Genomic DNA, 23,655 nt, shown 5'->3' on the forward strand with positions numbered 1-23,655 from the left:
TTCTTGTCTATCGCGACACTAGGAGTAGTCGTTGGCCTTGATTCGGTGGCTGCCTGGCTGTTTGTGATATTCGCAGTGGTGGTCGGAGTGGCGTCCGGAATGTACAGCATGTGCACTTCGTTGTCGCTTACGTCTACTCGCGTGATCGCGAAGAATCTTGGGTACAAAACAGGCATTCAGCTTCAGGATATTCTCGAAATGAAGGTGGGCTATAACGGTTTGACTATATACAGTGGAGAGGGGTGGTCAGTTCATTCTCTTGCTGTGGAAAAGAGCCGCTTGGCTTCTTGGCTCCACCGAGAAACCAGGGGCGACAGGGTGATCGTGGCGATCGAGAATGAAATTTCCCGTTCCCGAGGTGATCATAGTGCGTGATCTTCATGAGGCTCCGGCCGTCAGCCTGAGCCGAGTATTAATTCAACGCTGTTTGCTCGATTGGGTCGAGTAGTAGGCTGGGTCCTCAACGGGCCCGTCGATCCAGCGTGAACAGGGTCATGGCTCAGCTTATTTCCAGCGGCTGGATCTTGGCTGGATCCAGCCTCACTCTCCAGCATTTCCGCTGGTCAACACTGTGAATCTGGTGTTCCGCTTCAACGTCTAGCCTCGCCGTACCGTGGCCCAGTCGAGTTAACAAAACCCCAGGTCAGGCGCGGGCGTCCCGGTCTCGGGCCCGTTCGCATACCGTGGCTGGATTCTGGCTGGATCGTCTGACGGCTCGTCGCCTGTCGTCATCTGTCGTTCTCCGCACACCGGCTGGATATCGGCTGGAGAGCGCCGACCGGCGGGTAATGCGCAGGGGGTACGCGCAGACGGCGTGTACGCCCGCGTCGGCCGAGCGATCGGGGGAACGCGCCCCGGGGCCCGGCGTGTGTGGACGGCACTGTCGGTGCCCGCGAGGGCCGCCGGGTGGCCGCTCGGCCGTCCCGTTTCCCCTCGGACCGTCGGCAGGGCACCACACAGATGGGAACCGGCCATCTGCCCTGGTCACCGGCCGCACGGATCACCATCGAGTCCATCTTTCCTCTCTGAGCCCAAGCGTTGTTCGGCCCTGGGTCGGACACCGGGCAGAGGGGAACTACAGAGGGTCATAGTCGCCGGGCCCTCAGATCACCATCACGTCCCCCCTGCACGAGTACGCCCCCGACTGGCTGGCCCGCCAGATCATCGCCGACAGCAACCTGGCGCAACTACGAGAGCTTCCTGCGCATCCACCTCGTCCCCCCCTGGGGGACAAGACCGTCATCGGCATCCAGACCAGGGACGTCGAGACCTTCGTGGCCGCCATCAGCCAGAAACTCGCCCCGAGCGCGGTCCGCGACCGCATGAAGATGGTCACCAGCATCTTGAAGACCGCGATCAGGGAGAAGCGGCGCTACGAAACCCCACCGACGGCATCAGGCTCCCGCGCGCCGGATCCCACGCGGTTGATGAGGACGAGATCCCCACCCTCTACGAGGTGGACCTCATCGCCAAGCAGATCTCACCCCAGTACCGGCTCACGGTCTACCTCCAGTCCGCCGCCGGGCTGCGGATCAGCGAGACCCTCGCCTTCTCCGTCGACTGCCACCGCGACGGCTTCCTCCGCATCCGCCGCCAGATCAGGGCCAAGGCCCACCGCGAGGACTGCGTCACCCGGTTCATCCCACTCCAGCACCGCGCCGAGAACGAGTACCGCGACATCCCCACCCCCCGCCTTCCTCGCCGACGAGATCGACACCCACCTACGCCAATGGGGCACCAGAACGGCGGGCGGCGTCGAGACCCTCTTCGCCCTACGCGAGCGCGGCAAGCGCACCATGCCCACCGCCCTCACGGCCTGCGGCACTTCTTCGCCTCCACAGCCCTGGCCCACGGCATCCCGATCCACGAAGTGTCCCGCTGCCTCGGCACAAATCGATCAAGACCACTGTCGACGTACCCAACGCTCAGCAACGAGGAGGACCGGCTGGACCACCACATCCGGGCGTCGTGTGATCCAGAAGAGACTGCTCCGGCCAGTAAGGACTTCTGCGCCGTCGCAGGCGACCTCGGCTGGCTTGACCGGCCACAGACCGCCTTTGACCAGTTCGTCCTGTCGATCGTCGCACCTGACATCGGCGCCTGGAAGGAATGTCTGAAAAACCCCGGCTTTACCAGCGCCTGCGGCTCCGCCGCGCTCGACCTGCCCTGGGCCAAGGCACTCAAGCCGATCAAACTCATCAAGGCAGCGAAGAAGTGTCACAGCTTCATCCCCGGCACTAAAGTGCTGCTGGCCGACGGTAGCTCCAAACCCATTGAGGACCTTAGAATCGGCGACAAAATTGTCGCTACCGACCCGGAGACCGGCAATACCATCATCCGCGAGGTCGTCGCAACGAGCAACACTGAGGACGACAAGAACTTCGTCGATCTCAGTATCAAAACCGACGGCCGGACCACCACCCTGACCTCCACCACCACACACCCGTTCTGGGTAGAGGAACTGAACGGGTGGGCCAACGCCGGCAACCTCGCTGTCGGCCAGACCCTGCGCACCCCGGACGGCGCCACCGCCACCATCCAGGGCGTCCGCCACTACACGAAGCGCCAACGCACGCACGACCTCACCATCAACAACATCCACACGTACTATGTGCTGGGGCACGACACCCGTACTTGTACACAATTGCAGCAAACTTACGGCGGCACAGCAGGCGGATACTGCAAAGTTCCTCGGATACAAGAAGGTTCCAGGCAACCACGGCAAGGCGAACGTCTTTGAAATAAAGAAGCCGGGGCCTGGTCAACCGAGGTACATCACAAGGGATATTGATCAGCATAACGGAGGTGTGTTCAAGGGAGCCAACAGGATCCAAGATCTTTGGTCGAAGAAAACTCGGCCCGGAACGTATGATGTGGATATTGACGTGAAGGGTCAAGTCGTTGGATTGAAGTGGATAAACCCATGAGTCGTCGTGTGAGCTGGTACCGCCTGACGGCAAGTGTGAGTAACCCTGCTGACCTGGAGGCTGCGCGGACTCTTTCCGAGCGGGTGTACGCGGTGCTCGAGAAGAACCTTGAAAGGCGTCTCACTATTCGGGAACCAGAACTGCACAACCAATTGAGAAATATTTCTCCGTGGCGCCACTTCGACGGAGCGATCGTTTCTAGTGCGGCAGCCTCCGATTTGATCGAGAGCATGCTCCTTCAGGAAGGATTCTGGTGCCGGCTGGAATCCAGCATCCTTGACATTCATGTGGGTGAGGGTGAAATTTACCTCGGTGTAAGGATAGGGGATGCGTCCGCAGCCGAGGATATCGTGTGTCTTGGATTGAGGCGTGTGCGGCATAGTCCATATGCGATCGTTCGCCCACGCGTGCATCCGTATCGACCGGCAGACGGAAAGTTCTGGGACGTTGTCCGCCAGTCAGTAGACGGGTGTGGTGAATCAGTCCTCTTGGTGCAGTGGGCAGGAGGGATGGCTGGTGAGAAGTGGTACCTACTCCACGACGGTAGTGAAGTTTCCGCTGCTGAGGCAGACCTGCCACCCAGGTCGATTTGTGCTCTCTTCCCGGCGGCCTCATCCTTGAGGGTCGAAGATGAAGAATCTGAACTTTGGACGCGCATCGAAAATGGGTCAGTTCCGTATGGTAATGTTCGCCTTTTGTCGAAGTCTCGTCATCCATTGAGGAAAGCTGCAATGGTTTCGGACCGTCAGGAATTCGATGAGAGTGTGCGGCGTGAGCGTGGAATTAAGGTCTCGCATATTGTGGTATGGCCTCAAGAAGATGAACATGAACCACTTTTTGCGGTGTGTGCGGATGTTGATGGTGTTGTGCGCTCATCGGCTCTATTCGATTAATCTGACGTTTACGTTTCGCCGTCGAGGTGATGTACGGGTTCCTGGGCGGCTAGCTGACCATTTCCTCCTGGTTGGCGTCCGTGGCCTGTAGTTAGATGGCCGCGCTCTATCGGCTGTCTGGCGGGAGATCGTTCCAATGTCTGTGTACCCGTCGCTGACCCGCGCCCTGGCGGAAGCTTTGGTCGACGTCCTCTGGTTCGTTGAGGGAAGCGAGGACGAGCAGATGGATGCTGATGACGGGTCAAGGTCTTGGAGGGTGCCGTCCATCTGGTTACTCAGCTGTCGACTGACCAGCGAAGCGAGTTCGCCGACCTCATCGATTCGATGGCTGTGGAGGAGACCGATCCTTCACATCGTGATCTCTTGCAGGGCCCGAGGTTTATGCAGAGAGAAGGACGCGTTTGCGGAGGGGTTTGAATCCTGCGCGGCCGAACATCTGGCGCTTGAGCATCTTGTCCTGTTGACGTGGCCCTCCACGACACCGGAATTCCAGGGCAGGGTGAAGCCGGTGGTGACGGCGTCCAGGTCGCGTAGGACGTGCTGAGCAAAGCGTCGAAGGCTGGGCAGCTCGGTGGTGGCGCGGGCCACTTCGATCCAGTCGACTCTCGGTCAGTTCGGGAGTTGCCACGCCGAAGTGCGGACGGGCGGTATCCAGATCGGTGACGATGGATCGCTCCGGGCCGCGCCCGGAATTCCAGCGCGAACTGGGCATGGGTCCCCCGTTTCCGGCGGCTGGATCCTGGCTGGATACGGCCCGGCCTTCCGCTTCCTCCGCAGGTCAAAACTGTGCAGCCGGTGTTCCGCTTCAACGTCTAGCCTCGCCGTACCGTGGCCCCGTCGAGTTAACAAAACCCCAGTTCAGCCGCGGGCGTCCCGGTCTCGGGCCCGTTCGCATACCGTGGCTGGATTCTGGCTGGATGGTCTGACGGCTCGTCGCCTGTCGTCATCTGTCGTTCTCCGCACACCGGCTGGATATCGGCTGGAGAAGGTGTGAAGGTGGGGCGGATCGGCTGCGCGGACGGGGGGGGGCAGCGAGGGGCCGGACGCGGGCCCGGGCCTGGCCGGGAGTGGATGCTTCAGTGAGAAGGATGCGCCACCACCTTGCCGAAATGGGTTATTTGTAATTCAACGCCCTCCCGGCTGAGGGTTCAGAACCCTGAAAAGGCGTGCACGAGCCCTCATCGACACTGATGTCGATGAGGGCTCTGCGACGTTTGCCGCTGAGGTTGAAAGGATGGGGTGACAGCGGGTGTTGGACCTCGCGCTGGGCCGACACGATGCCGTCACCGCGCAACGCGGATATCAGGTGGACGCAGCTGCCGTCGGCGCGCGCCGTGCCGCGCAGGGACTTGCCGTCCACCGCGACCGCTGTCCGTGCCGGGCGGGCCGGCGGGCGTGTGTCCTGGTCGACGGCGCGGGAGGCGGCGCCACGGTCGGCGAGCGCGAATGCCGACGATATAGATCAGCTTCGAGGATGGGCAGGCCAGCTGAACGTCAACGAGGGTGAGATAATGACCGCACATCAGTCGATCAATACCGGAGGAACGCGCAATTCAAGGGGTGATCTCGTGTACTTCTCTCAGGTGGGGGTCGGGGCTGGCTTCAATTATCTTCCCGCCAGCGATACCTGCCAACATGACCGGGGGAGCTTCCTGCACGTTCAGGCCTTTCGAATTCAATTAAGGAAAGTATCTAGAGCATGCTCGGAGATATTTCTCGGGGATACCTAGCCAGTGTCGCGGCTACGGAGTACGCAGGAAGTGACCCTCTTGGAGCGAAGGTTTTCGCGTTGGCCGTCGGGCTGCTCTTTGGCGTGTGTGGCTTGACCTGTTTCTTTCGTAATCAAGAAGTGGCAAGATTTCTGCGGTCTCTCAATGTAAGTACGCGCACCCACAGGAAGGGAGAATTTCCCTCTCCCGGATATGTCAGGGGGTTCGGTCTCTTCTTTCTTCTGATCTCTGTCGGCTTGTGTGTTTTTGCAATTGTGATGTTGTTGGGTTAGCGTTTGGCGTCCGCCGATAGCTCTCCGCGTGGTCGCGGGCCTGTTCTGCGGGGGCATTCCTGTTCATTGTTTCTCACCTCGCAGTTGACAGTCTTGATTCGGTGACGGACTGGCTGGCTTTGGTGTTCATGGCGGCAGTCGGAGTGACGTCTGGGATGTGCGGTATGTGCACCTCATTGTCTCCTACGTCGCGTGATTGCGGTGAATTTCGGAACTCGCGGAGATTCTCACAATGGAGGTGGGCTACAGCGGTTTGACAATCTACAGCGGGGAGGGTTGGTCAGTGCATTCCCGTTGCTGTGGAAAAGGGCTGCCTGTTTTCTTGGCTCCACCGGGAAACCAGGGGCGACAGGGTAATCGCGGCGATCACGAACGAAATTGCCCGCTCGCGAGGCGATCACAGCGCGTGATCCTCGTGGGGTGCTGGCCACCAGCCTGAGTCGAGTACGAATCGGTAGATGCCTGGTGGCCCGGGGCGAGTAGGAGAAGGGAGACCGCCTGTCGCGGGGGAGGTGCCCGCCGCCTTCAGCCGTCTGACGGGAAGGCGACGGAAACCGGAGGTCTTGTTCGCGCCGCGTAGTGTGGCAATCGCGTGATGCCACCGTTTCACCGAGCAAGACCATCGTCGGTCTGTACGGCTACCTCGTTCCCGCCCCCGTGTGCCGTTGCTGAACGATCACGTAGAACGCCCAGCGGCCGGACGCCCTCGCGGCCGAGCGCAGGGGCGCAAGGGGCAGGGTGGGCCGTAGCCCGGCCCGTTGATCCAGCGTGAACAGGGCCATGGATCCGCTGTTTCCGGCGGGGGTATGGCGGGCGACGACTCCTGGCTCACGAACCGACCCCTGAGGGGGGGCTGCCGGGTTGGCAGCCCCCACCGTGGATTGGACGGGTCCCGCTTCAGCCGAGGGTTGGTAGTTGGCGAATTGTTCGGAGGCTACGGGGTCGCCGGCGGCGAGGAGGTCGGGGTGGTCGGGGGTGTCGATCTGGCCGTCGTCGGTGTCTGGTGGGCCGTCGACATCGCCGATGGCGAGGATCTGTTTGGCACCCGTCTGCCAGTGGTTGCCGGTCTCTTCGAGAACGGTCAGTTCCTGGCGTTCGTAGGCGGTGGTGCGGCAGGAGGTGCAGGCGAAGCCGAAGCCGGTGTTCGGGTTCATCCACAGCCGTTTCCGGGCGGTGGCGGGGTCGTCCCGGAGCACGGACCCCGCTGCTGAAGCGGGTCTCGTACCCGTACCAGCGGTTCCGTCACGCACACCGACTACGAACAGGTCTTCAAGCTGCAGAACGGCCGCCAGGTGCACGTGGACGGCGGGCCGACCGCCGACAACATCCTCGTCGAGGCGAAGTGGACGGGCAACGAGAACCAGTGGTCGTCGTCCCAGTACAACCCGGAGCACCGCCACTACAACCAGGACCGCATCATCGACCAGGCGGAGCGCCAAAAGGCGCTTGCGGTGCTGCGCGTCATCGCGTCTGCAGACTGCGACCGGAGCGAGCTGGTCTACGACGACCTGCCAATGCCCTCACCAGCGCTCGATCGGCGTGACCGCTCGCCGGCCCGCATGCCTTCGTCTGGCTGCATCTCGACCTTGCCGACTTCGACCTCAGCCAGCCGATCCGCAACGGGTGCGAACATGCGTAGCGCACAGCGGAAGCGCCCGGCCCCGTCGTAGGGGAGCGACGCCTTCGGCCGAACGACGCGAAGGGTGCTATCCACTTTCTCGGGCTCGTTCGTCCGTGAAGGCGACCACCCAGCCACGACAGGTAGAGCGCAATCTCGCGGGTGTTCATCTGGTCGTACCTGGCGAGGACGTCGCGCAGCAGCGGTCGAACCTACACGGTCAATCGGAGAACGAGCTGACAGGGAAGACCAGGGCAGGGCCTGCGGGGTCCTTCGAGTCACGGACCGGGACAACGCCACTGGCCCGACCGGGCCATCGCCCGCAGGCAGATCTTCACCTTCGTCGAAACCTTCTCCGACAGAACACGCCTGCGCCGACACCCGGACTGGGGCGGCAGCGACACGAGCAAGGACACGTCCTCACCACGTAAGAATCGAGTGTCCAAGATCACGGGGAAACCTCAATGTCCCGTAGCTCAGCTTTCGGACGGGCACCGCGGCCGCCACGTCCTGCCGTTCGTCTGTCTTGGCGGCGGTGATCGCGCGGACTGTCGCCGCGTTCCCGGCGGAGCGCTGCAGGGCCGGCAGGGGAGCGTCGGGTTCGCCGGGTACGAACACCGTGGTTGGCAGGACGTGATGGACGGTCAACTTTGGGGCGAAATAGCAGGTGGGCGCGCTGGGGCCCATTCGCGGGCCCGGGCCATCGACTTCCAACCCGGACAGATCCTGTTCTTTACAGAAAGTACCAACATTGGCCATCATATTCTGGAATCGGAAGGATCGATTCACTGCGTGGTACGGCTGTGCACTCCGCTCACGTTCAGGACCTCGTGGCACCCCTGCGCCTGACGGCCGGTGGCCGGGGTGCCGGGCTTCGCGCAGGTCACGTTGATGGTCACGGTGTCGTTCTCAGGGATCTCGATGGGGGTCACCCAGTGGTAGTCCTGGTTGCGGAAGGTTTCCAGCGCGATCGTGGTGATCTTCCGGTCGCCGAACGTGATCGTCAACACCCCCTCATCGCCCTGGAAGTTGGCGACGACGATGTCCGTGATCTCGAAGACGGTGTCCGCGGGCACCCGGTAGGTACCGGTCCTGGTCTCCCCGGCGGCGGTCTTCAGGTCGATGGTCGCCGAACTCTGCTGTCTGCCGGCCGTGGTGCCGCTGTCGCCCGAGGTGCTGCCGTCGCCGCCCGATCCGGATGGTGCTCCCGGCTCCTGGCCGCCGGGCTCGGCTCCCGAACCGTTGTCGGCGCCGGTGCCCGGAAGCTGCTCCCCGGCGGGCGCGGGACGCGGCCGGACCGCTTCTTCGGCCGCGTCCTTGGCGGCGCTGCGCACCGTCGGGCGGACCAGTGCGAGCCAGGCGAGGAGCAGCGCGAGGAGCAGCGCGAGCAGCGCAAGCAGCCACTTCGGGAAGATCGGGATCTGGGCGAACTCCGCGTCCAGCGGCCCCCGTGCCGCGGGGTCGTCCCACCGGGCCTGCTCCTCTTCCCGGTCACCGGTTTCGGCGGTCTCGACGGTGAACGGCCACACCACGGGGGCGCCGAACCACACCGGCTTCGCGGTGCGGACCCGCAGCCCGACCTCCGTCGACTCGCCGGGCTCCAGCGCCGGCTGCGCCGGGCTGAAGGCGAACCCCAGTTCCTCACCCGCCTGACCGGGGGTGAAGCCGACCCGCACCGGGGTGTTGCCCCGGTTGTGCACCGTCAGCCGGAAGCGGCCGCGCAGCCAGCCGCGCCGACGGCGCGGGGTGAGCCCGGTCTGGAGCTCGTGGAACGGCTCGACCCGCACGGTGGTTTCGGGAACCCGCACCGACTCGGGGTGCTCGGTCGGCAGGATCCGTACGCCGAGCGGCTTCTCGCCGGCTTGGATCTCGGGGGAGCGCGGCGGCGTCAGCCGGATCGTCACCGTTTCCGAGGTGCCGGGATAGAGGGAGACCCGCTGGGGCTCGACGATGGTCCAGGAGCGGCACTCCCCGACGACCTCCAGGCTGTACGCCTCGACGATGTCGCTGTCATTGCGCACGGTCAGGCTGGTGGTCGCGGTGTCGCCCGGCGCCACCGTCACGGCCGGGATGTCGAGACCGGGCGTACCGGAGCCGGGAGGGGCTGGAGAAGGCGTCACGCGCTCACGGTAGGGACATGCCCGGGGCTGCCGCGAGGAGTGCGAGGGCAGCACGCGGGCAGTCATGGTGCCCGGGAAGTCACCGTCAACCCTCCTGTAACGGCCAGTCGTTAATGTCGCATGTTGTCTCCTGTGTGCCGCCGCTCCCCGGTGGTTCGCTCCGGTCCTGCACCTCTCCCCGACGAACTCGCGAAAGGATATTCCCCTATGTCCTCTATCGAGGAGAACGGTCCCGCCCTGTCCGACGCCGCGTTACGGGTGCCCACCCGGACCCGGGCCACGTGGGCCTCTCGCTCCGGTCGTGCCAGCAGGGTGACCGTGGCCGTGTACGCCGCCGATCCGGTCCTGCGCGTCGGCGTGGTCCATCAGCTGCGTCAGCGCCCCGAGGTCGACCTGGTCGACGACGCCGACGCGAACCAGGCCGAGGTGTCGCTGGTGGTCGTTGACATCGTCGACGATGATGTGGTGGCCCTGCTGAACCGACTGCGGCATTCCCACGTCACCCGCACCGGCCTGGTGATAAGCACTCTCGGGACCGGCGCACTGCAACGCGTCATCGAGTGCGGCGTCGCGGCGGTCCTGCGGCGTACCGAGGCCGACCAGGGTCAACTCCTCCATCTGATCTCGGCGATAGCCAACGGCGAGGGGGTGCTGCCCGGCGACCTGCTCGGCAAGCTGCTCACCCACGTGGGCAGCCTCCAGCGCCCGGAGCTCGACCCCGGCGGGCTGTCTCTCGCCACGCTGACCACGCGTGAGGCGGACATGCTGCGCCTGGTCTCGGAGGGCCTGGACACCGCGGAGATCGCCCGCAAGACCGCGTACTCCGAACGGACCGTCAAGAACGTGCTGCACGAGATCATCACACGCCTGCAACTGCGCAACCGGGCCCACGCGGTCGGCTACGCGCTGCGCAACGGGCTGATCTGACGGCGAAGCGCTCCGCCGGGGGCCGCGACGTGGCGGCCGTCGATCGGCCGGGGCACCGTCGCAGCGGAACGGGTGACGGCCGGGAACCCGGCACTGCCCGAAAGCGCACCGCATGTTTCCCCCGGGCGGGGACCCGCGGCCCTGCCTCGCCGTGTGCGGGTGAGGGAGGGTGGCGGGGGCGCATCCAGATGCCGCGTCAGATCTGCGAAGAGGGGGCCGTGATGGAAACCGCTGGCTCCGGCGGGCGGTACCGCCTGGGGAGACTCGGCGTGGCGTTGCTGCTGGTGGTCCCGTTGCTCGGGGTGACGGCGGCCGACGGGCCGGGCAGCGCCGAGCCGCAGGTGAAGGACGCCGCCGACGCCGCCGACGCCGTCGACCCGGTCGACGCCGCGGACACCCGGGTCGCGTACGCCGGTACCCGGCACCGCAGTCTCGGCCAGGTCGCCACCACGACCTCCAGCACACCGCTGTTCGGTGACGGCCCGGCCCACTACGACATCCACCCGTCCGCCCTCGGCGACCAGATGGTCTTCGCCAGCCGCCGCGACGAGAAGAACCCGCAGATCTATCTGAGGTCCGCCGACGGTTCGGTCCGCAAGCTCACCACCGGCCGGGACGCAGCGCACCCCCGGCTGACGCCGGACGGCCTGGCCGTGGTGTTCGACTCGGCCGAGCCCGGCGGTCCGGACGGCGGGACGCAGCGCGACCTGTGGCTGGTGCGCACCGACGGCACCGGCCTGACCCGGCTCACCGACACGGCCGAGGGCGAGGAGGGCCCGACGGTCTCCCCGGACGGGCAGCGGATCGCGTACTCCAGCGACGGCGACCAGGCGGTCGGACCGCAGATCTACGTACGTCCCCTGGCGGGCGGCACCGCCACCCGGGTCACCGATCCCGCGAACGGCGCGGCCACCGAGCCGGTGTGGAACCCGGTGGACGACGCCGAGAACCGGGACTGGATCGCGTACACCGCCACGACCACCCCGGTCGACGGGCCGAGCGTCCCTCGGCTGCGGGTGGCGCACGCGTCCGGGACCGGTGACGAACCGCTCCTCGGGGGCGCGCAGGCCGAGTGGCGTGCCCATGGGGCAACGTGGCTGCCCGACGGGGACGGCGTGGTGTTCCTGAGCCCCGAGATCACCTGCGAGTGCGAGGGCGACTACGACCACGTGTTCCGGACGACCGCGCACTCCGAGCAGGTCCCCTCGCTCGTGCTGGACGAGGACCGGGAGGTCCGCTCGCCCACCTGGCTCGGCCCGCTCGCCGGCGGCGGTGTGGTGGTGGAGCGCACCTCGGCGGCCGGCCCGCACGTGGCGACGCTGCAGGACGTACGGATGGACGGGGCCGATCCCCGCGACCTGGGGCTGACGATCCTCGAAGAGGACCCGGAGGCCGATACCGACACGAGCGAGGACCGGCTGTTCCGGCCCAGGCCCGGCTACGACCCGTGGACGGAGCGGCAGAACTACACGCCGGACGGCCGCCGTATCGCGGTGAGCCGCTTCGAGGACACGGGGGACACACCCGGCAGCCGGATCGAACGGATCTGGATGGCGGACGCCGACGGCGCCAACGCGGCACCCATGCCGCTCGCCGGACGCGGCCCCGGCGACTGGGACACCGACCCGACGTTCTCCCCGGACGGCAGGTACCTGGCCTTCACCCGCACGTCGCCGGGCGGCGTCGGGGATGCCGCGGGCCCCAGCCGCGTACTGGTCGCGGAGGTCGCCACCGGCGCGATCACCGGTGAGATCGTCCCGCCCGCCGGGCAACTCCAGGGTCAGGACGCCCAGCCCGCCTGGTCCCCCGACGGGTCTACCCTGGCGTTCACCCGCAACCAGGTGATCGACGGGGCCGGCGGCAACAAGCACGTCTGGACCGTGCCCGTGGGCGACTGGGGCGCGCAGCGCGACCTGAGCGCGGCGAACTGCCCGGGCAATTGCCAGGTCATCGACGACAGTCCGGCGTTCTCCCCGGACGGACTGGGTATCGCCTTCAACCGCAAGAACGGCGGCGGCGCCGACGACGAACAGAACGGCCTGCTGCTGACGTCCCTGTCGGGCGACGACTGCCGGGTGCTGCTGCCCGCCGCCGCCCGGGACCTGCCCGGCGCCTGCGGCCAGGAGTTGCCGGACACCTCGGTCACCGGCCCGCACCAGCCGAGGGACGCCGCCTGGACCGGCGACGGAACCGGCATCGTGTTCAGCTCCCGCACCGGGCCCGCGGCCAACAGCCCCGAGAAACTACGGGTCCTGGACGTCGCGTCCGGCGACGTCACCCCCCTCACCGCCGGTCTGGCCGGCCGGCAGAAGGAACCGACGGTGCAGCAGTCCGTGGACCTCACGGTCGAGGCGCCCGGTACCGTTCCGGCGGTCACCGTCGGCGAGTCCACCACGGTCCGCGTCGACGTGGTGAACAACGGCCCCGCCGTCTCCCCGGGCACCACGCTGACCATCGCCCCGCCGGCCGGCGTGGAGATCACCGGGGTCACCCGGCCCGGCGGCACCTGCGACGCCGCCTCACTCCAGTGCGACGTCGGGGTGCTGGAGCCCGGCACGACCACGCCGGTCGACGTGACCCTCACCGGACTCGTGCCCGGCGACGCGCCGGTCGACTGGTCGGTCACCGGTACGGTCCTCGATCCGGAGCCCGGCGACAACACGGGCCGCACCGTGGTGCCGGTGGTCGAGGAGGACGCGCCACCCCCGACGACACCGCCTCCGCCCCCGACCCTGACCCCGACTCCCACTCCGACGCCCACCCCTCCGCCCGGCACACCGCCCACGGTGCCCCCGGAGGCGGAGGAGCCGGATGCCGGACCCGGGGTGCGCGTCACCGCCCGGCCGAACCCCGGATACGTCGGCGGACGCGTCGTGGTGACGTACACCGTGCGCAACGGCCGCAACGCGCTGGCGACCGGGCTGCGACTGCGCATCGGGCTGCCCGCGGGCATCCCGGACAACGGGCCGCCCCCGGGCTGCGACCGGCGCTGGGTGTGCGCGCTGCCGGATCTCGATCCGGGCGACAGCATCGATGTCCGGGTCGTCCTCCGTCCCGACGAGGCGCTGACCGGTCACGTCACGGGAGAACTCACCACCACCGGGACGGATGCCGACCGCGGCGACAACACCGCACGGGAGCGGCTGCGGATCCTCCGGCCGCGCATCGTCGCGGTGCCGGAGGTCGGCAAGCCCGGCTTCGTCACCTCCGTGCGGGGCAAGGACTTCCCGCCGGGAGCGCCGGTGCGGTTCACCTGGAAGCCGGGGATCACCGCGGCGGCGGCGCCGACCGTCCCGAAGCCGGACGGCACGTTTACCGGCCAGCTGCTCATCCTCGCCAAGGACCGGACCGGGCCGCGCCGGATCACCGCCACCGGCTCCGGGTTCGCACCGGCGAGGACCGATTTCCTGGTGGTCAGCGGCAGCGTGCAGCCGCCGGACGAGGTGACCCGCCGGTGATCCATGAGGTCGACGAGGGGCTGCGCCGGCTGCTCGCCGAGTCCGGCCTGGAGGTGGCGGGCGTCGAGGTCGTCTTCGACGCCCCCACCCGGGACTGGGCGGCGCGGCGCAGCGCACCGACGGTCTGCGTCTTCCTGTACGACATCCGCGAGGACACCGGTCGGCGCGGCAGCGGAGCCGGGGAGGTGTACGACACGGCGGGGCACGTCGTGGCGCGGCGCGCCCCGCCGCGCTGGTTCGAGCTAACGTACCTGGTCACGGCGTGGGCGGGCCGCCCGCAGGACGAACACCGGCTGCTTTCGCAGGTGCTGGCCCGCCTGGTGGCCTCCGACACCCTGCCCGGGCGGCTGCTCAGCGGCACCCTCGCCGAACTGGGCCTGACCGTGAGCCTGGACACCGCGGGCACGGGGGCCGACGTACCGGCGGCCGCCGATGTGTGGTCGGCGCTCGGCGGGGAGCTGAAGGCGTCGCTCGGGGTACGGGTACGGGCGCCGCTCGCCGGAGTGAGCACGGCCGCCGCGCCGCCGGTCACCGAAGGGCTCGTCGTGCGCTCCGCCGGCCGGGACGCCCGGCGCGAGGACCGCGAGGACGACGAGGACCGCGAGGACCACGAGGACGGAGACCACGAGGGCAGGGACCACGAGGGCGGGGAAACGGAGCCGGGGCGCCGGCTGCGCTACACGGAGACGGGCGATCCGGGCCCGGAGGGCTTCGCCGGCCCCCGTGAGCGGGGCCCGGCCCCGGCCCGGCGCCGCCGCAGGGGAGACCGTCATCCGTGACCCGCACCACAGAGCCGCCCGCCACCGCCCGTACCCGGGCCCGGTGCGACGGCGAAGCCCGTCCGGTCGGCGTCGAGCACCTGTGGACGCGGCTCCGCCTGGTCGAGGAGCGGGTGCGGCGGGCGGTGGCGGCGCGGCGTGGCGCCGATCCCGACCCCGACGACCCGTACCGGGGGCAGTACCTCACCCCCGAGGCGGCGGCACGCATCCTGGACGAGCCCGGCGGTCTCGACGTACCCGGCCACGAACCCCGGCAGCCCCCGGCCGGTTCTCTCCTCGGCACTCTCGCCGACCGGTTCGGGCTGTCGCCGCTGGACCTGGACCTGCTGCTCGTCGCGGTGGCACCCGATCTGGACGCGCGGTTCGAGCGGCTCTACGGCTACCTCAACGACGACCTGACGCGCCGTCGGCCCACGGTCGGGCTCGCGCTGGAGCTGTGCGGGCTCGCCGGGGCGGCGTCCGGGCGATTCCGGCTCGCCACCGGAGCGCCGCTGGTCGCGGGTGGTCTGGTGGCGGTCACCGAGCCGGAACGGCCGCCGCTCTCCCGCGTCCTGGTGGTGCCCGACCGGGTCACCGGGCATCTCCTGGGCAGCGCGCAGCACGACGCCCGGCTGGCCGGGGTGCTCGGCGAGGCCCGGGAGGACCCGACCGCCGAGGCGGCGGACGTGCAGCGGGCGGCAGCCGCGGCCGGGACCGGCGCCGGCCTCGTCCACCTGCGCAGCCGGGGCGGCGACGCGGAGGGCCTGGCGGTCGCCGCCCTGCACGCGACCGGGCCGAACCTGCTCGCCGTGGACGCGGCGGCACTCGCCGGGCGCTCCGGTGACGTGCCGGAGCTGGCCCGCGTGGTCGCCCGTGAAGCGCGCCTGACCGGTGCGGGAGTCGTCCTCGGCCCGGTGGAGGCGCTGCCCGGGGAGCCCGCCGAACGGGCCCGCACGCTGCGGGCGTTGTGCGCGGCGCTGCGCGGGATCCCGCTGTTCACGCACGGCACGGTCGGCTGGGACCCGGCGTGGGCGCCCGACACCCCGGTCGTCCTGACCGTGCCGGCCCCTTCTCCCGAACGGCAGGCCGCGCGCTGGCGGCACGCCCTGGAGCGGGCCGCCGCCGGTGACGGCTCCGTCACCGGCGACGCCGGGGAACTCGCGCGCGCGGTGGCCGCGCACCGCCTGGACTCCGGGCAGCTGCGCCGCGCCGCCGACGTGGCCGTACGCACGGCCGGCCTCGCGGGCCGCCCGGTCCACGCCGACGACCTGCGGGCCGCCGTACGGGCCCAGAACGGCGCGGGTCTTGACCGGCTGGCCCGCCGGGTGGAGCCGGCGGTCGGCTGGGACGACCTGGTGCTCCCGCCGCTCACCCACCGCCGGCTGCGCGAACTCGCGCTGCGCGCCCGCCATCGCGAACAGGTGCTCGGGCGGTGGGGCATGCGGCCCGGCGGCGGCCGGGGGCACGGTGTGATCGCCCTGTTCGCCGGGGAGTCGGGCACCGGCAAGACCATGTCCGCCGAGGTCGTCGCGGCGGATCTGGGCATGGACCTGTACGTGGTGGACCTCTCCACGGTCATCGACAAGTACGTCGGGGAGACCGAGAAGAACCTGGAGCGGATCTTCACCGAGGCGTCGGCGGTCAACGCGGTGCTGCTCTTCGACGAGGCCGACGCGATCTTCGGTAAGCGCTCCGAGGTACGGGACGCGCAGGACCGGCACGCCAACATCGAGTCGGCGTACCTGCTGCAGCGCATGGAGTCGTTCGACGGGATCGCGGTGCTGACCACCAACCTGCGGGCCAACCTGGACGAAGCGTTCACGCGCCGCCTGGACGTGGTGGCGGACTTCCCGGTACCCGACGCCGGCCAGCGCCTCGCCCTGTGGGAACGGTGCCTGGGCGACCGGCTGCCCCGGGCCGGCGACCTGGACCTCGGCTTCTGCGCGGACCGCTTCGAACTGGCCGGCGGCTCGATCCGGTCCTGCGCGGTGACCGCGGCGTATCTGGCGGCCGAGTCCGGCGGGCCGCTGACCATGGGGCAGTTGGTGACGGCGGTGGCGCAGGAGTACCGCAAGCTGGGGCGGCTGCTGCTGGAGGGCGAGTTCGGCCCGTATCTGGCGGTGGCCGGGGCGTGACCCCGCCCGCCACGGATTGTCGACGAAGCCGTGCCGGGCCCGGGTCAGGACCTGTAGGTCACCGTGGCCCTGCTCAGGTCGACGGTGCCGGGCAGCATCGCCTGCGGGCGCAGGAGGTCCTTGAGCAGGTACCGCATGAGCTCCGGGCCGCCCATCGCCTTGAGCCGGGTCGCCAGCGCGGGGTTGACCTCCTCCAGCCGCATGATCTCCAGCACCGCGCGGTCCGCCAGCCCCGGCACGATGTCGGGACCCAGGAGCGTGTTGGAGCGCAGCGGCTCCTTGTACTCCGGCGCCCCGGCACCGCCGCCGTAGGTCATCGTGCTGAACGGGTCCGCCGCGGCCTGGCCCATCACGGTGAGGATCAGGGACCTGCGCTCGCTGTCCGTCTCGTCGTCTCTCCTTACCTCGGCCTTCTCGACGTCCACGTCCGCCCTGCCCGCCCCGAGGTCGAAGCTCCGCACGGGCAGGGTGAACGCCGCCGGGATCTCGTCCACGCGGGTCGGCAGCTTGCTCGCCGTCTGGTCCGGCTGCTGCGGGTCGGCCCTGATGGTCGGATACTCGCGCTGGGCGAAGTCGCTGAGCATCAGCCAGCCCTCGGTGCGCAGGGACGACTCCGCCAGCCGGAGTTCGATGCGCGCCTCGGGAACGCCGGTGTCGTCCCCGCCGAAGCGGCTGCGACGGAAGTCGCTGCCGGGCTCCTCCAGATAGAAGAAGACGAAGCCCTCGTTGGCCAGGACGTGGGTGTCGTACGCCTCGGAGTTGTTGGGCGCCTGGGGGTTTTCCTTCAGCAGGTCGGTCTTGGACTTCAGGCGGCCCTCCTGCTCGACCAGCCTCGCGAGCTCCTTCGACGTGTAGTGGCACAGCACGCTCTGCTGCAGCGCGGTCTCCAGGGACGACTTGAGGCCGTCCACCCAGTTCGGGGTGCCGCGGCCCGTGATCTCCCTGGCCATACCGTGCCGGTTCAGCTCGGACAGCTCGCGGAAGTAGCTCGGCCCGCTCATGCCGAACGCGGTGGCGCTGTCGGCCCAGGTCTCCTCGGTCCACAGCATGCCGCGCCCGGTCATCGCGTCGAAGGGGCCGCGGGCGGGATCCGGGAACGCGTCGTCCCGGAGCATCTGCTCGGTGAGTAGGTTCTTCTCGGCCGTCAGCGCCTCGTTCGCCGCGGTCAGGAACTCCCTGACCGCCCTGACCTCCGTCTCGGGCCGGTCGCCGATGACGTCCTCGGCGTCGCTGACCGCCATGGTGAGCCGGGCCACCTCGCCGAGGCAGTGGACGGGGTCGCGCTTGGGATCCTTGTCGTACGCCTCGATGTCACGGCGGACCGCCTGGACCGTGGGGTCCTCCTGCACGGGGCTGCGTGTGAGGGTTTTGAGGAAGGACGCCACGGGGGCGGACGCGGAGGGCACGAAGGACGGGAGCGATCCCGAGAGGTCCTCGAAACCCTTGCGCTGGACCACCCCCGTGGCGGTCGCCAGGCCGCCGGACTCCACGGGGGGTGCGGCGTCCTGCGGCCGGATCGGCGCCGGGCCCGCCATGACGCGGTGCGCGTTCGCCTCCGCCGCGCGCTCGAAGCGGTCCGAGGGGTCGGAGATCCGCAGTCCGTCGCCGTGGTCGGTGCCCTGGACCGGGCCCTGACGCTGCTGGACGACATGGGTCAACTCGTGGGCCAGGGTGTGCTTGTCGCCGCCGCCGTCGCCGATGACGACGTGGCTGCCGGAGGTGTAGGCGCGGGCCCCGACGGCGCGGGCCGAGCGGGCGGCGGCGGGCCCGGTGTGGAGCCGTACACCGGAGAAGTCCGTGCCGAATCGGGACTCCATCTCCTGACGTACCGGCGCGGCGAGGGGCCGGCCGACCGCACGCAGCACGCCCCGCACCCCGGGGTCCGGCTGCTCCGGGGCGGGCGTGGCCCGTTCACGGCGGGCGATCATGCCGGCAACCGCGGCGTTGCCTGCGCCGCGCTGCAACGCCGTCAGCGTGCCGGCGGTGAGCGGAGGCGGTACGGCGGCGCCCGCCGAGGGCGTCTTCCGGCCGGCGGCGGTGCCGTGGGCCGGCTGCTCGTCCCGGGCCCGCTCGGCGTGCGACCTGGACGTCTGCATCCGCTGCCTCCTGCTCGCCGCGCTCCCGGTGCGGCCCCCAGGGGACCGCGTGGGCGCCCGGCGCGTCCAGGTCCGTACGGGCAGAGCAAGGGCAGCCGCGGGTGGCGGTCGGGCGGTCGGGGGGCGGCTGGGAAAGGTAACGGTCCTGCCCCCGGCCCGGTCCGTACGTCCCTGCCGCCCCGGCGGGCCCTTCGCGCAGACTCGCCCTGGACACAGGTGGCCGGCTGTACAGACCTGAAGGAGCGAGCATGCCGACGTACCTCACCCCAGGCGTGTACGTGGAGGAGGTGCAGTCCGGTGCCCGGCCGATCGAAGGAGTCGGCACCGCCGTTGCCGCGTTCGTCGGGCTCGCCGGGAACGGCCCGTTCCACACGCCGACGCTGGTCACCAACTGGGACCAGTACACCCAGCAGTTCGGTGGCTTCACCGAGGGCACGTACCTGGCCCACGCGGTCTACGGATACTTCGCCAACGGCGGCGGCGCCGCGTACGTGGTGCGGATCGGCGGCGCCGCCGAGGACGCCTCCGCCCCGGCCGCCGGCGGTGGCCGGCGGGGGGCCACGGCGGCACAGCCGGCACAGCTCGGCGGCTTCCTGGTCGCGGCCCGGCCCGGCGCCTCCGGGGTGTCGGTGGAGATCGCCGACGCGGACGGCGAGAAGCCGCCGGCGGACCGCTTCAAGGTCCTGGTCCGCCAGGGCGATCAGGTGGTGGAGACGTACGACGTCTCCACCCGCAAGAACGTCAAGGGGTATCTGGTCGCCCAGGCCCGTGCCTCCCAGCTGATCGAGGTCACCGAGGAGCAGGGCGCCGCCCAGAGCAGGCCCGCCAACCAGACGGTGGCGCTGGCCGACGCCCCGGCCGCGCCTGCCGCCGCCGTTCCCGCTGCCGGCGGCTCCGGCGAGGTGGCCCGCCTCGACCCGGCCGAGTACGTCGGCGACGCCGGGGCCCGCACCGGGTTCGCCGGCCTGGAGACCATCGACGAGATCACCATGGTCGCGGTGCCGGACCTGATGAGCGCCTACCAGCGCGGCGCCATCGACGCCGAGGGCCTCCGCACCGTGCAGCTCGCCGTGATCTCGCACTGCGAGCAGATGGGCGACCGGGTGGCGGTCCTGGACGCCCCGCCCGGGCTCTCCGCCCAGCAGGTGCGCACCTGGCGCAACGACGAGGCGGGCTACGACTCCCGGTACGCCACCCTCTACTACCCGTGGGTGCGGGTCTTCGACCCGGCCCTCGGACGCAACACGACCGTGCCGCCGAGCGGTCACGTCGCCGGCGTGTGGGCGCGCAGCGACGCCGATCGCGGTGTGCACAAGGCGCCGGCCAACGAGGTGATCCGCGGCGCGGTGGACCTGGAGATCCGGCTCAGCAAGGGTGAGCAGGACCTGCTGAACCCGATCGGTGTGAACTGCGTACGGGCCTTCCCGGGCCGGGGCATCCGCATCTGGGGCGCCCGCACCCTCTCCTCCGACCCCGCCTGGCGCTACCTGAACGTGCGTCGGCTGTTCAACTACCTGGAGGAGTCGATCCTGCTGGGCACCCAGTGGGTGGTCTTCGAGCCGAACGACGACCGGCTGTGGGCGAGCATCCGCCGCAACGTCACCGCGTTCCTCAGCGAGGAATGGCGCCGGGGCGCGCTCTTCGGCCGCACCGCCGACGAGGCGTTCTACGTGAAGTGCGACCGCGACAACAACCCGCAGGAGTCCATCGACCAGGGCCGGGTCGTCTGCGAGATCGGCGTCTCGCCGGTCAAGCCCGCCGAGTTCGTGGTGTTCCGGCTGGCGCAGTTCTCCGACAGCACCAGCCTCATCGACGAGTGACCCGCGGGTCCACAAGGAAGGGTTGACAGACGGACATGGCAACGGGCGATGCACTTTCCACCCACGTCTTCGGCGTGCAGCTCGGCGGCTACCTGGTCGAGTCGATCCAGGAGATCAGCGGGCTGACCGTCGAGGAGGAGGTCGTCGAGGTCAGGCAGGTCAGCGACCAGGGCAAGCAGATCATCCGCAAGCAGCCGGGAGCCCGGCTGGCCGGCGAGATCACGATCACCCGGGGACTCGACCAGAGCAGCGAGTTCACCAAGTGGATCAAGGAAACCCTGAACAACGGGGCCGTGAACTCCGCCCGGCAGAACCTCACCATCGAGATCAAGGACTCCGAGGGCAGCACGGTCCGCCGTATCCAGCTGATGCAGGGCTGGGCCTCCAAGTGGGAGGGCCCGTCGCTGAACGCGGGCGAGTCGTCCGCGGCCACCGAGTCCGTCACGATCGTGTTCGAGGAGATCGTCGTCGAATGAGGCGCCGTACGGTGACGGCGGGCGGCCTGGAGGAGATCCTCCAGGTCACGGGGCCCGCCCAGGCGGCGGAGCAGACGGCGGAGCCGGCGGCGGCCACCCCCGCCGCCCCGCCGCGCCGGGAGGACCAGGGGCTGCGCACGGAGTTCGAGTTCGAGCTGCCGCGCGGGTACGTGGACGAGTCGGGCACCGTGCACCGGCACGGCGCGATGCGCCTGGCCACGGCCCGTGACGAGCTGCGGCCCCAGATCGACCTGCGGGTCAAGGAGAACCCGGCGTATCTGAGCGTGGTGCTGCTCAGCCAGGTGATCACCCGGATCGGTTCGCTCACCGACGTGCACGCCGGGATCGTGGAGCGGATGTACGCCACCGACGTCGCGTTCCTCCAGGACTTCTACCGCCGCGTCAACAGCGAGGGCCACACCCGCGCGGCGGTGACCTGCCCGCACTGCGAGGGCGGCTTCGAGGTCGACCTCTCGGGTGGGCGCCTGGGGGAATCGTGACGTACGCCCTTCCCCGGCTCCGGGAGGAGATCGCGTACATCGCCTACCACTTCCACTGGCCACGTGCGGAGATCCTCGACCTCACCCACGGCGAACGCCGGCAGTGGGTGGCCGAGATCGCCCGTATCAACACCCGTATGAACGAAGGCGGTTGAGTACATGGGATGGCGGGACAGGCTGCGCCGCCGGGCCGCCGGGGCGGGCTCCGGTGACGGCAGGGGCCCGGGCACGTCCGGTGCGTCGGGCTCTGCGGCGTCCGGGCATCCGGGTTCTTCCGCGTCCGGTGCCCCGGCTCCTTCCGTGCCTGCCGACTGGGATGGCGGCTGGCGCCGTACCGCGCCGCCGGCGCTCACCGTGGGCCGCGCTCCGCTGGGCGTCAGCGACGGTCTCGCCTTCCGCGCCGGGCTCGCCGCCTGGCGGAACCCGTCCTTCGGCGACAGCCTCGGCCACGCCGTGCTGTCCACCGCTCCGACCGGCCTGGTCCGCGGCGTCACCCGCCCCGCCGCCCGACCGCCCGGCCACACCGGGGGAGGACCGCTGCTGCTCCGGGCCGTGCGGGCGGCGGGAGCGGACGAGCCGGGGGCCGGTCCGGACGCCGGGAACCCGGACGGCGCGAGGCCGCCGTCGCCCGCCGACCCGGCAGCACCGGGTGCACGTCGGACACGGCCGGAGGCACGGTCGGCGGGCTCCGCTTCGGCGGGATCCGGTTCGTCTCCCCGGAGCCGTGGCCTCACGTCCACGGATTCCCCCGCGGTGCTCCCCGCGTCGGCTCCTGTCCCACGAGCCGTGGCTCCGGGCAGTGCCCCGGTCGTGAGCCCCGCCGACACCGGCCGCCGGTCGGTCGCTCCGGAGATTCCGCTGGTACGACGCGTGGCCGTGGTTCCGGGTTCGGCCGGCGACGGCGTGGTGGACCGGCCCGCGTCCGGTGCGCCCGGCTCCCGGACACGGTCGGGACGCGCGCCGCGGCCGGACTCCGGGAGCGCCTCCCGGACGCGGCCCGGTCCGGGCAGCCGTACGCCTTCCGGCCCGGCTGGAAGGCGCACCGCGACCGAGGCCACAGGCCCACCGCCGCAGGCGTCCCGCGCCGCCGAGGCGCCCGGCCCGGCGGTCCGGCTCCGCCCAGTGGGGCCTCGATTGACCGTCTCCCCACGCCGGCCGGGGCCCGTACGCCGCGTCCCCGCCCTGCGGCCCGCCGCGCACCCGTCGCCTGGCACCGGTCCCGATGCATCCGGCAGCCCCTCCCCGCCGACCACACCCGCCGGTGCGGCGGGGGGATCCATCACCCCCGCGCAGCGCACCGCCACACGCCGGGGAAGCGGCGCGCCCCTCGGCGCCCCGCTGAGTGGACTGCCCTCCACAGCTACGCCGCTGGCGCCGCGTACCTCCGCCTCGTCCGACGCCGGTCCCGTGTCCGGTCCGGCACTTCCCGTCGTCCAGCGCCGGGCGGACGGTACGGGCGGCACGAGCGGCACGTCGGGCGCATCCGCCGGCGGCGTGCAGGGAGCGCCCCCGGACGGCCCCGCCCCCCGCCCGACCGGCGCCCGTGCCCGCGGTGGCCTGGGTGCACCGCTCCCCGCGCTGCCGCCGAGCGCCGACGTGCCCGGGTCCGGTACCGGGGACTCCCGTCCGTCGCCGGCCGTCCGGCGCGCACCGGTGCACCAGGGCGACCGGGCGCTCACCGAGCCCGCACGCCCGGAGCAGGGTGACAGCCCGGTGCCGGGGGAGTCCGCGGTCCAGCGCAGCCCCGCTGACCGCTCCGACACCGGGGGCACGGCGTTCGACGATCCGGCTCCCGGCGCGCGGCGGCTCTCACACCCCGGTTCCCCGGGCCCGGTCGTCGTCGCCCGGGCGGTAGCCGACGGCACCGGCCGCCCTCCGCCCTCCGCCGCAGCGGCGGCGCCGCCCCGAACCCTTCAGTTGCTCCC

15 protein-coding genes and 3 pseudogenes are annotated in these 23,655 nt (G+C 69.9%); 13 read left to right on the forward strand and 5 right to left on the reverse strand.

Features of this window, described 5'->3' with window-relative positions:
• From ACHZ99_RS32650 to ACHZ99_RS32665, 4 genes and pseudogenes are all read left to right on the forward strand, one after another.
• The coding region (locus ACHZ99_RS32650; RefSeq protein WP_420308461.1) for a hypothetical protein at window positions 1–375 on the forward strand (375 nt) is incomplete at its 5' end.
• Between the two features lie 1,354 nt (window positions 376–1,729).
• Window positions 1,730–2,569, forward strand: a pseudogene (locus ACHZ99_RS32655) (polymorphic toxin-type HINT domain-containing protein); the annotation flags it as partial.
• A gap of 40 nt (window positions 2,570–2,609) precedes the next feature.
• Window positions 2,610–2,927 (forward strand): toxin C-terminal domain-containing protein, encoded by a 318-nt coding sequence (locus ACHZ99_RS32660; protein ID WP_420308462.1) that lies wholly within the window; start codon window positions 2,610–2,612, stop codon window positions 2,925–2,927.
• An 8-nt stretch (window positions 2,928–2,935) separates the two neighbouring features.
• The gene (locus tag ACHZ99_RS32665; protein ID WP_420308463.1) at window positions 2,936–3,820 is read left to right on the forward strand and encodes a hypothetical protein; all 885 of its coding nucleotides are present in this window, start codon (window positions 2,936–2,938) and stop codon (window positions 3,818–3,820) included.
• Between the two features lie 379 nt (window positions 3,821–4,199).
• On the opposite strand, the pseudogene ACHZ99_RS32670 reads toward ACHZ99_RS32665, so the two are convergent.
• Both ACHZ99_RS32670 and ACHZ99_RS32675 read right to left on the reverse strand, forming a co-directional pair.
• A pseudogene (locus tag ACHZ99_RS32670) lies at window positions 4,200–4,393 on the reverse strand (ISL3 family transposase); the annotation flags it as partial.
• Window positions 4,394–6,460: 2,067 nt separating this feature from the next.
• A complete protein-coding gene (locus ACHZ99_RS32675; RefSeq protein ID WP_420308464.1) occupies window positions 6,461–6,976 on the reverse strand; it encodes a hypothetical protein in 516 nt (171 codons plus the stop codon).
• 138 nt (window positions 6,977–7,114) lie between these two features.
• Between ACHZ99_RS32675 and ACHZ99_RS32680 the strand changes: the two genes are divergently transcribed.
• Complete coding sequence (locus ACHZ99_RS32680; protein ID WP_420308465.1) at window positions 7,115–7,492, forward strand: hypothetical protein; 378 nt, start codon at window positions 7,115–7,117, stop codon at window positions 7,490–7,492.
• Between the two features lie 168 nt (window positions 7,493–7,660).
• Here the strand turns inward: ACHZ99_RS32680 and ACHZ99_RS32685 are convergent.
• Window positions 7,661–7,744, reverse strand: a pseudogene (locus tag ACHZ99_RS32685) (DUF397 domain-containing protein); the annotation flags it as partial.
• 481 nt (window positions 7,745–8,225) lie between these two features.
• Window positions 8,226–9,560, reverse strand: a complete 1,335-nt coding sequence (locus tag ACHZ99_RS32690) for a hydrolytic protein (protein ID WP_420308466.1) — start codon at window positions 9,558–9,560, stop codon at window positions 8,226–8,228.
• Between the two features lie 207 nt (window positions 9,561–9,767).
• Here ACHZ99_RS32690 and ACHZ99_RS32695 point away from each other — a divergent pair, with 207 nt between their 5' ends.
• The 4 genes from ACHZ99_RS32695 to ACHZ99_RS32710 all read left to right on the forward strand — a co-directional run bounded on the left by ACHZ99_RS32695 (window position 9,768) and on the right by ACHZ99_RS32710 (window position 16,838).
• Window positions 9,768–10,487 (forward strand): response regulator transcription factor, encoded by a 720-nt coding sequence (locus tag ACHZ99_RS32695; RefSeq protein ID WP_420308467.1) that lies wholly within the window; start codon window positions 9,768–9,770, stop codon window positions 10,485–10,487.
• 221 nt (window positions 10,488–10,708) lie between these two features.
• Window positions 10,709–13,945 (forward strand): hypothetical protein, encoded by a 3,237-nt coding sequence (locus tag ACHZ99_RS32700; protein WP_420308499.1) that lies wholly within the window; start codon window positions 10,709–10,711, stop codon window positions 13,943–13,945.
• The gene (locus ACHZ99_RS32705) at window positions 13,942–14,724 is read left to right on the forward strand and encodes a DUF4255 domain-containing protein (RefSeq protein WP_420308468.1); all 783 of its coding nucleotides are present in this window, start codon (window positions 13,942–13,944) and stop codon (window positions 14,722–14,724) included. The genes ACHZ99_RS32700 and ACHZ99_RS32705 overlap by 4 nt, the downstream gene beginning before the upstream one ends.
• Before the next feature lie 80 nt (window positions 14,725–14,804).
• A complete protein-coding gene (locus ACHZ99_RS32710) occupies window positions 14,805–16,838 on the forward strand; it encodes an ATP-binding protein (protein ID WP_420308500.1) in 2,034 nt (677 codons plus the stop codon).
• Window positions 16,839–16,882: 44 nt separating this feature from the next.
• Here the strand turns inward: ACHZ99_RS32710 and ACHZ99_RS32715 are convergent, their stop codons facing one another.
• The gene (locus ACHZ99_RS32715) at window positions 16,883–18,934 is read right to left on the reverse strand and encodes a DUF4157 domain-containing protein (RefSeq protein WP_420308469.1); all 2,052 of its coding nucleotides are present in this window, start codon (window positions 18,932–18,934) and stop codon (window positions 16,883–16,885) included.
• 248 nt (window positions 18,935–19,182) lie between these two features.
• Between ACHZ99_RS32715 and ACHZ99_RS32720 the strand changes: the two genes are divergently transcribed.
• Genes ACHZ99_RS32720 through ACHZ99_RS32735 form a run of 4 tightly spaced genes read left to right on the forward strand, consistent with a single transcriptional unit; the run spans window position 19,183 to window position 21,885 of the window.
• Complete coding sequence (locus tag ACHZ99_RS32720; RefSeq protein ID WP_420308470.1) at window positions 19,183–20,754, forward strand: phage tail sheath family protein; 1,572 nt, start codon at window positions 19,183–19,185, stop codon at window positions 20,752–20,754.
• A gap of 35 nt (window positions 20,755–20,789) precedes the next feature.
• A complete protein-coding gene (locus ACHZ99_RS32725; RefSeq protein WP_420308471.1) occupies window positions 20,790–21,230 on the forward strand; it encodes a phage tail protein in 441 nt (146 codons plus the stop codon).
• Window positions 21,227–21,730 carry a hypothetical protein gene (locus tag ACHZ99_RS32730; protein WP_420308472.1) on the forward strand — a complete coding sequence of 168 codons (504 nt, stop codon included), beginning with the start codon at window positions 21,227–21,229 and terminating at the stop codon, window positions 21,728–21,730. The genes ACHZ99_RS32725 and ACHZ99_RS32730 overlap by 4 nt, the downstream gene beginning before the upstream one ends.
• Window positions 21,727–21,885, forward strand: coding sequence for a DUF6760 family protein (locus ACHZ99_RS32735; RefSeq protein WP_420308473.1), 159 nt, complete (start codon window positions 21,727–21,729; stop codon window positions 21,883–21,885). The genes ACHZ99_RS32730 and ACHZ99_RS32735 overlap by 4 nt, the downstream gene beginning before the upstream one ends.
• Window positions 21,886–23,655: the final 1,770 nt, after the last annotated feature.

Source organism: Streptomyces sp. MAR4 CNX-425 (genome assembly GCF_048656465.1).
In the GTDB taxonomy this organism is placed as follows: domain Bacteria; phylum Actinomycetota; class Actinomycetes; order Streptomycetales; family Streptomycetaceae; genus Streptomyces.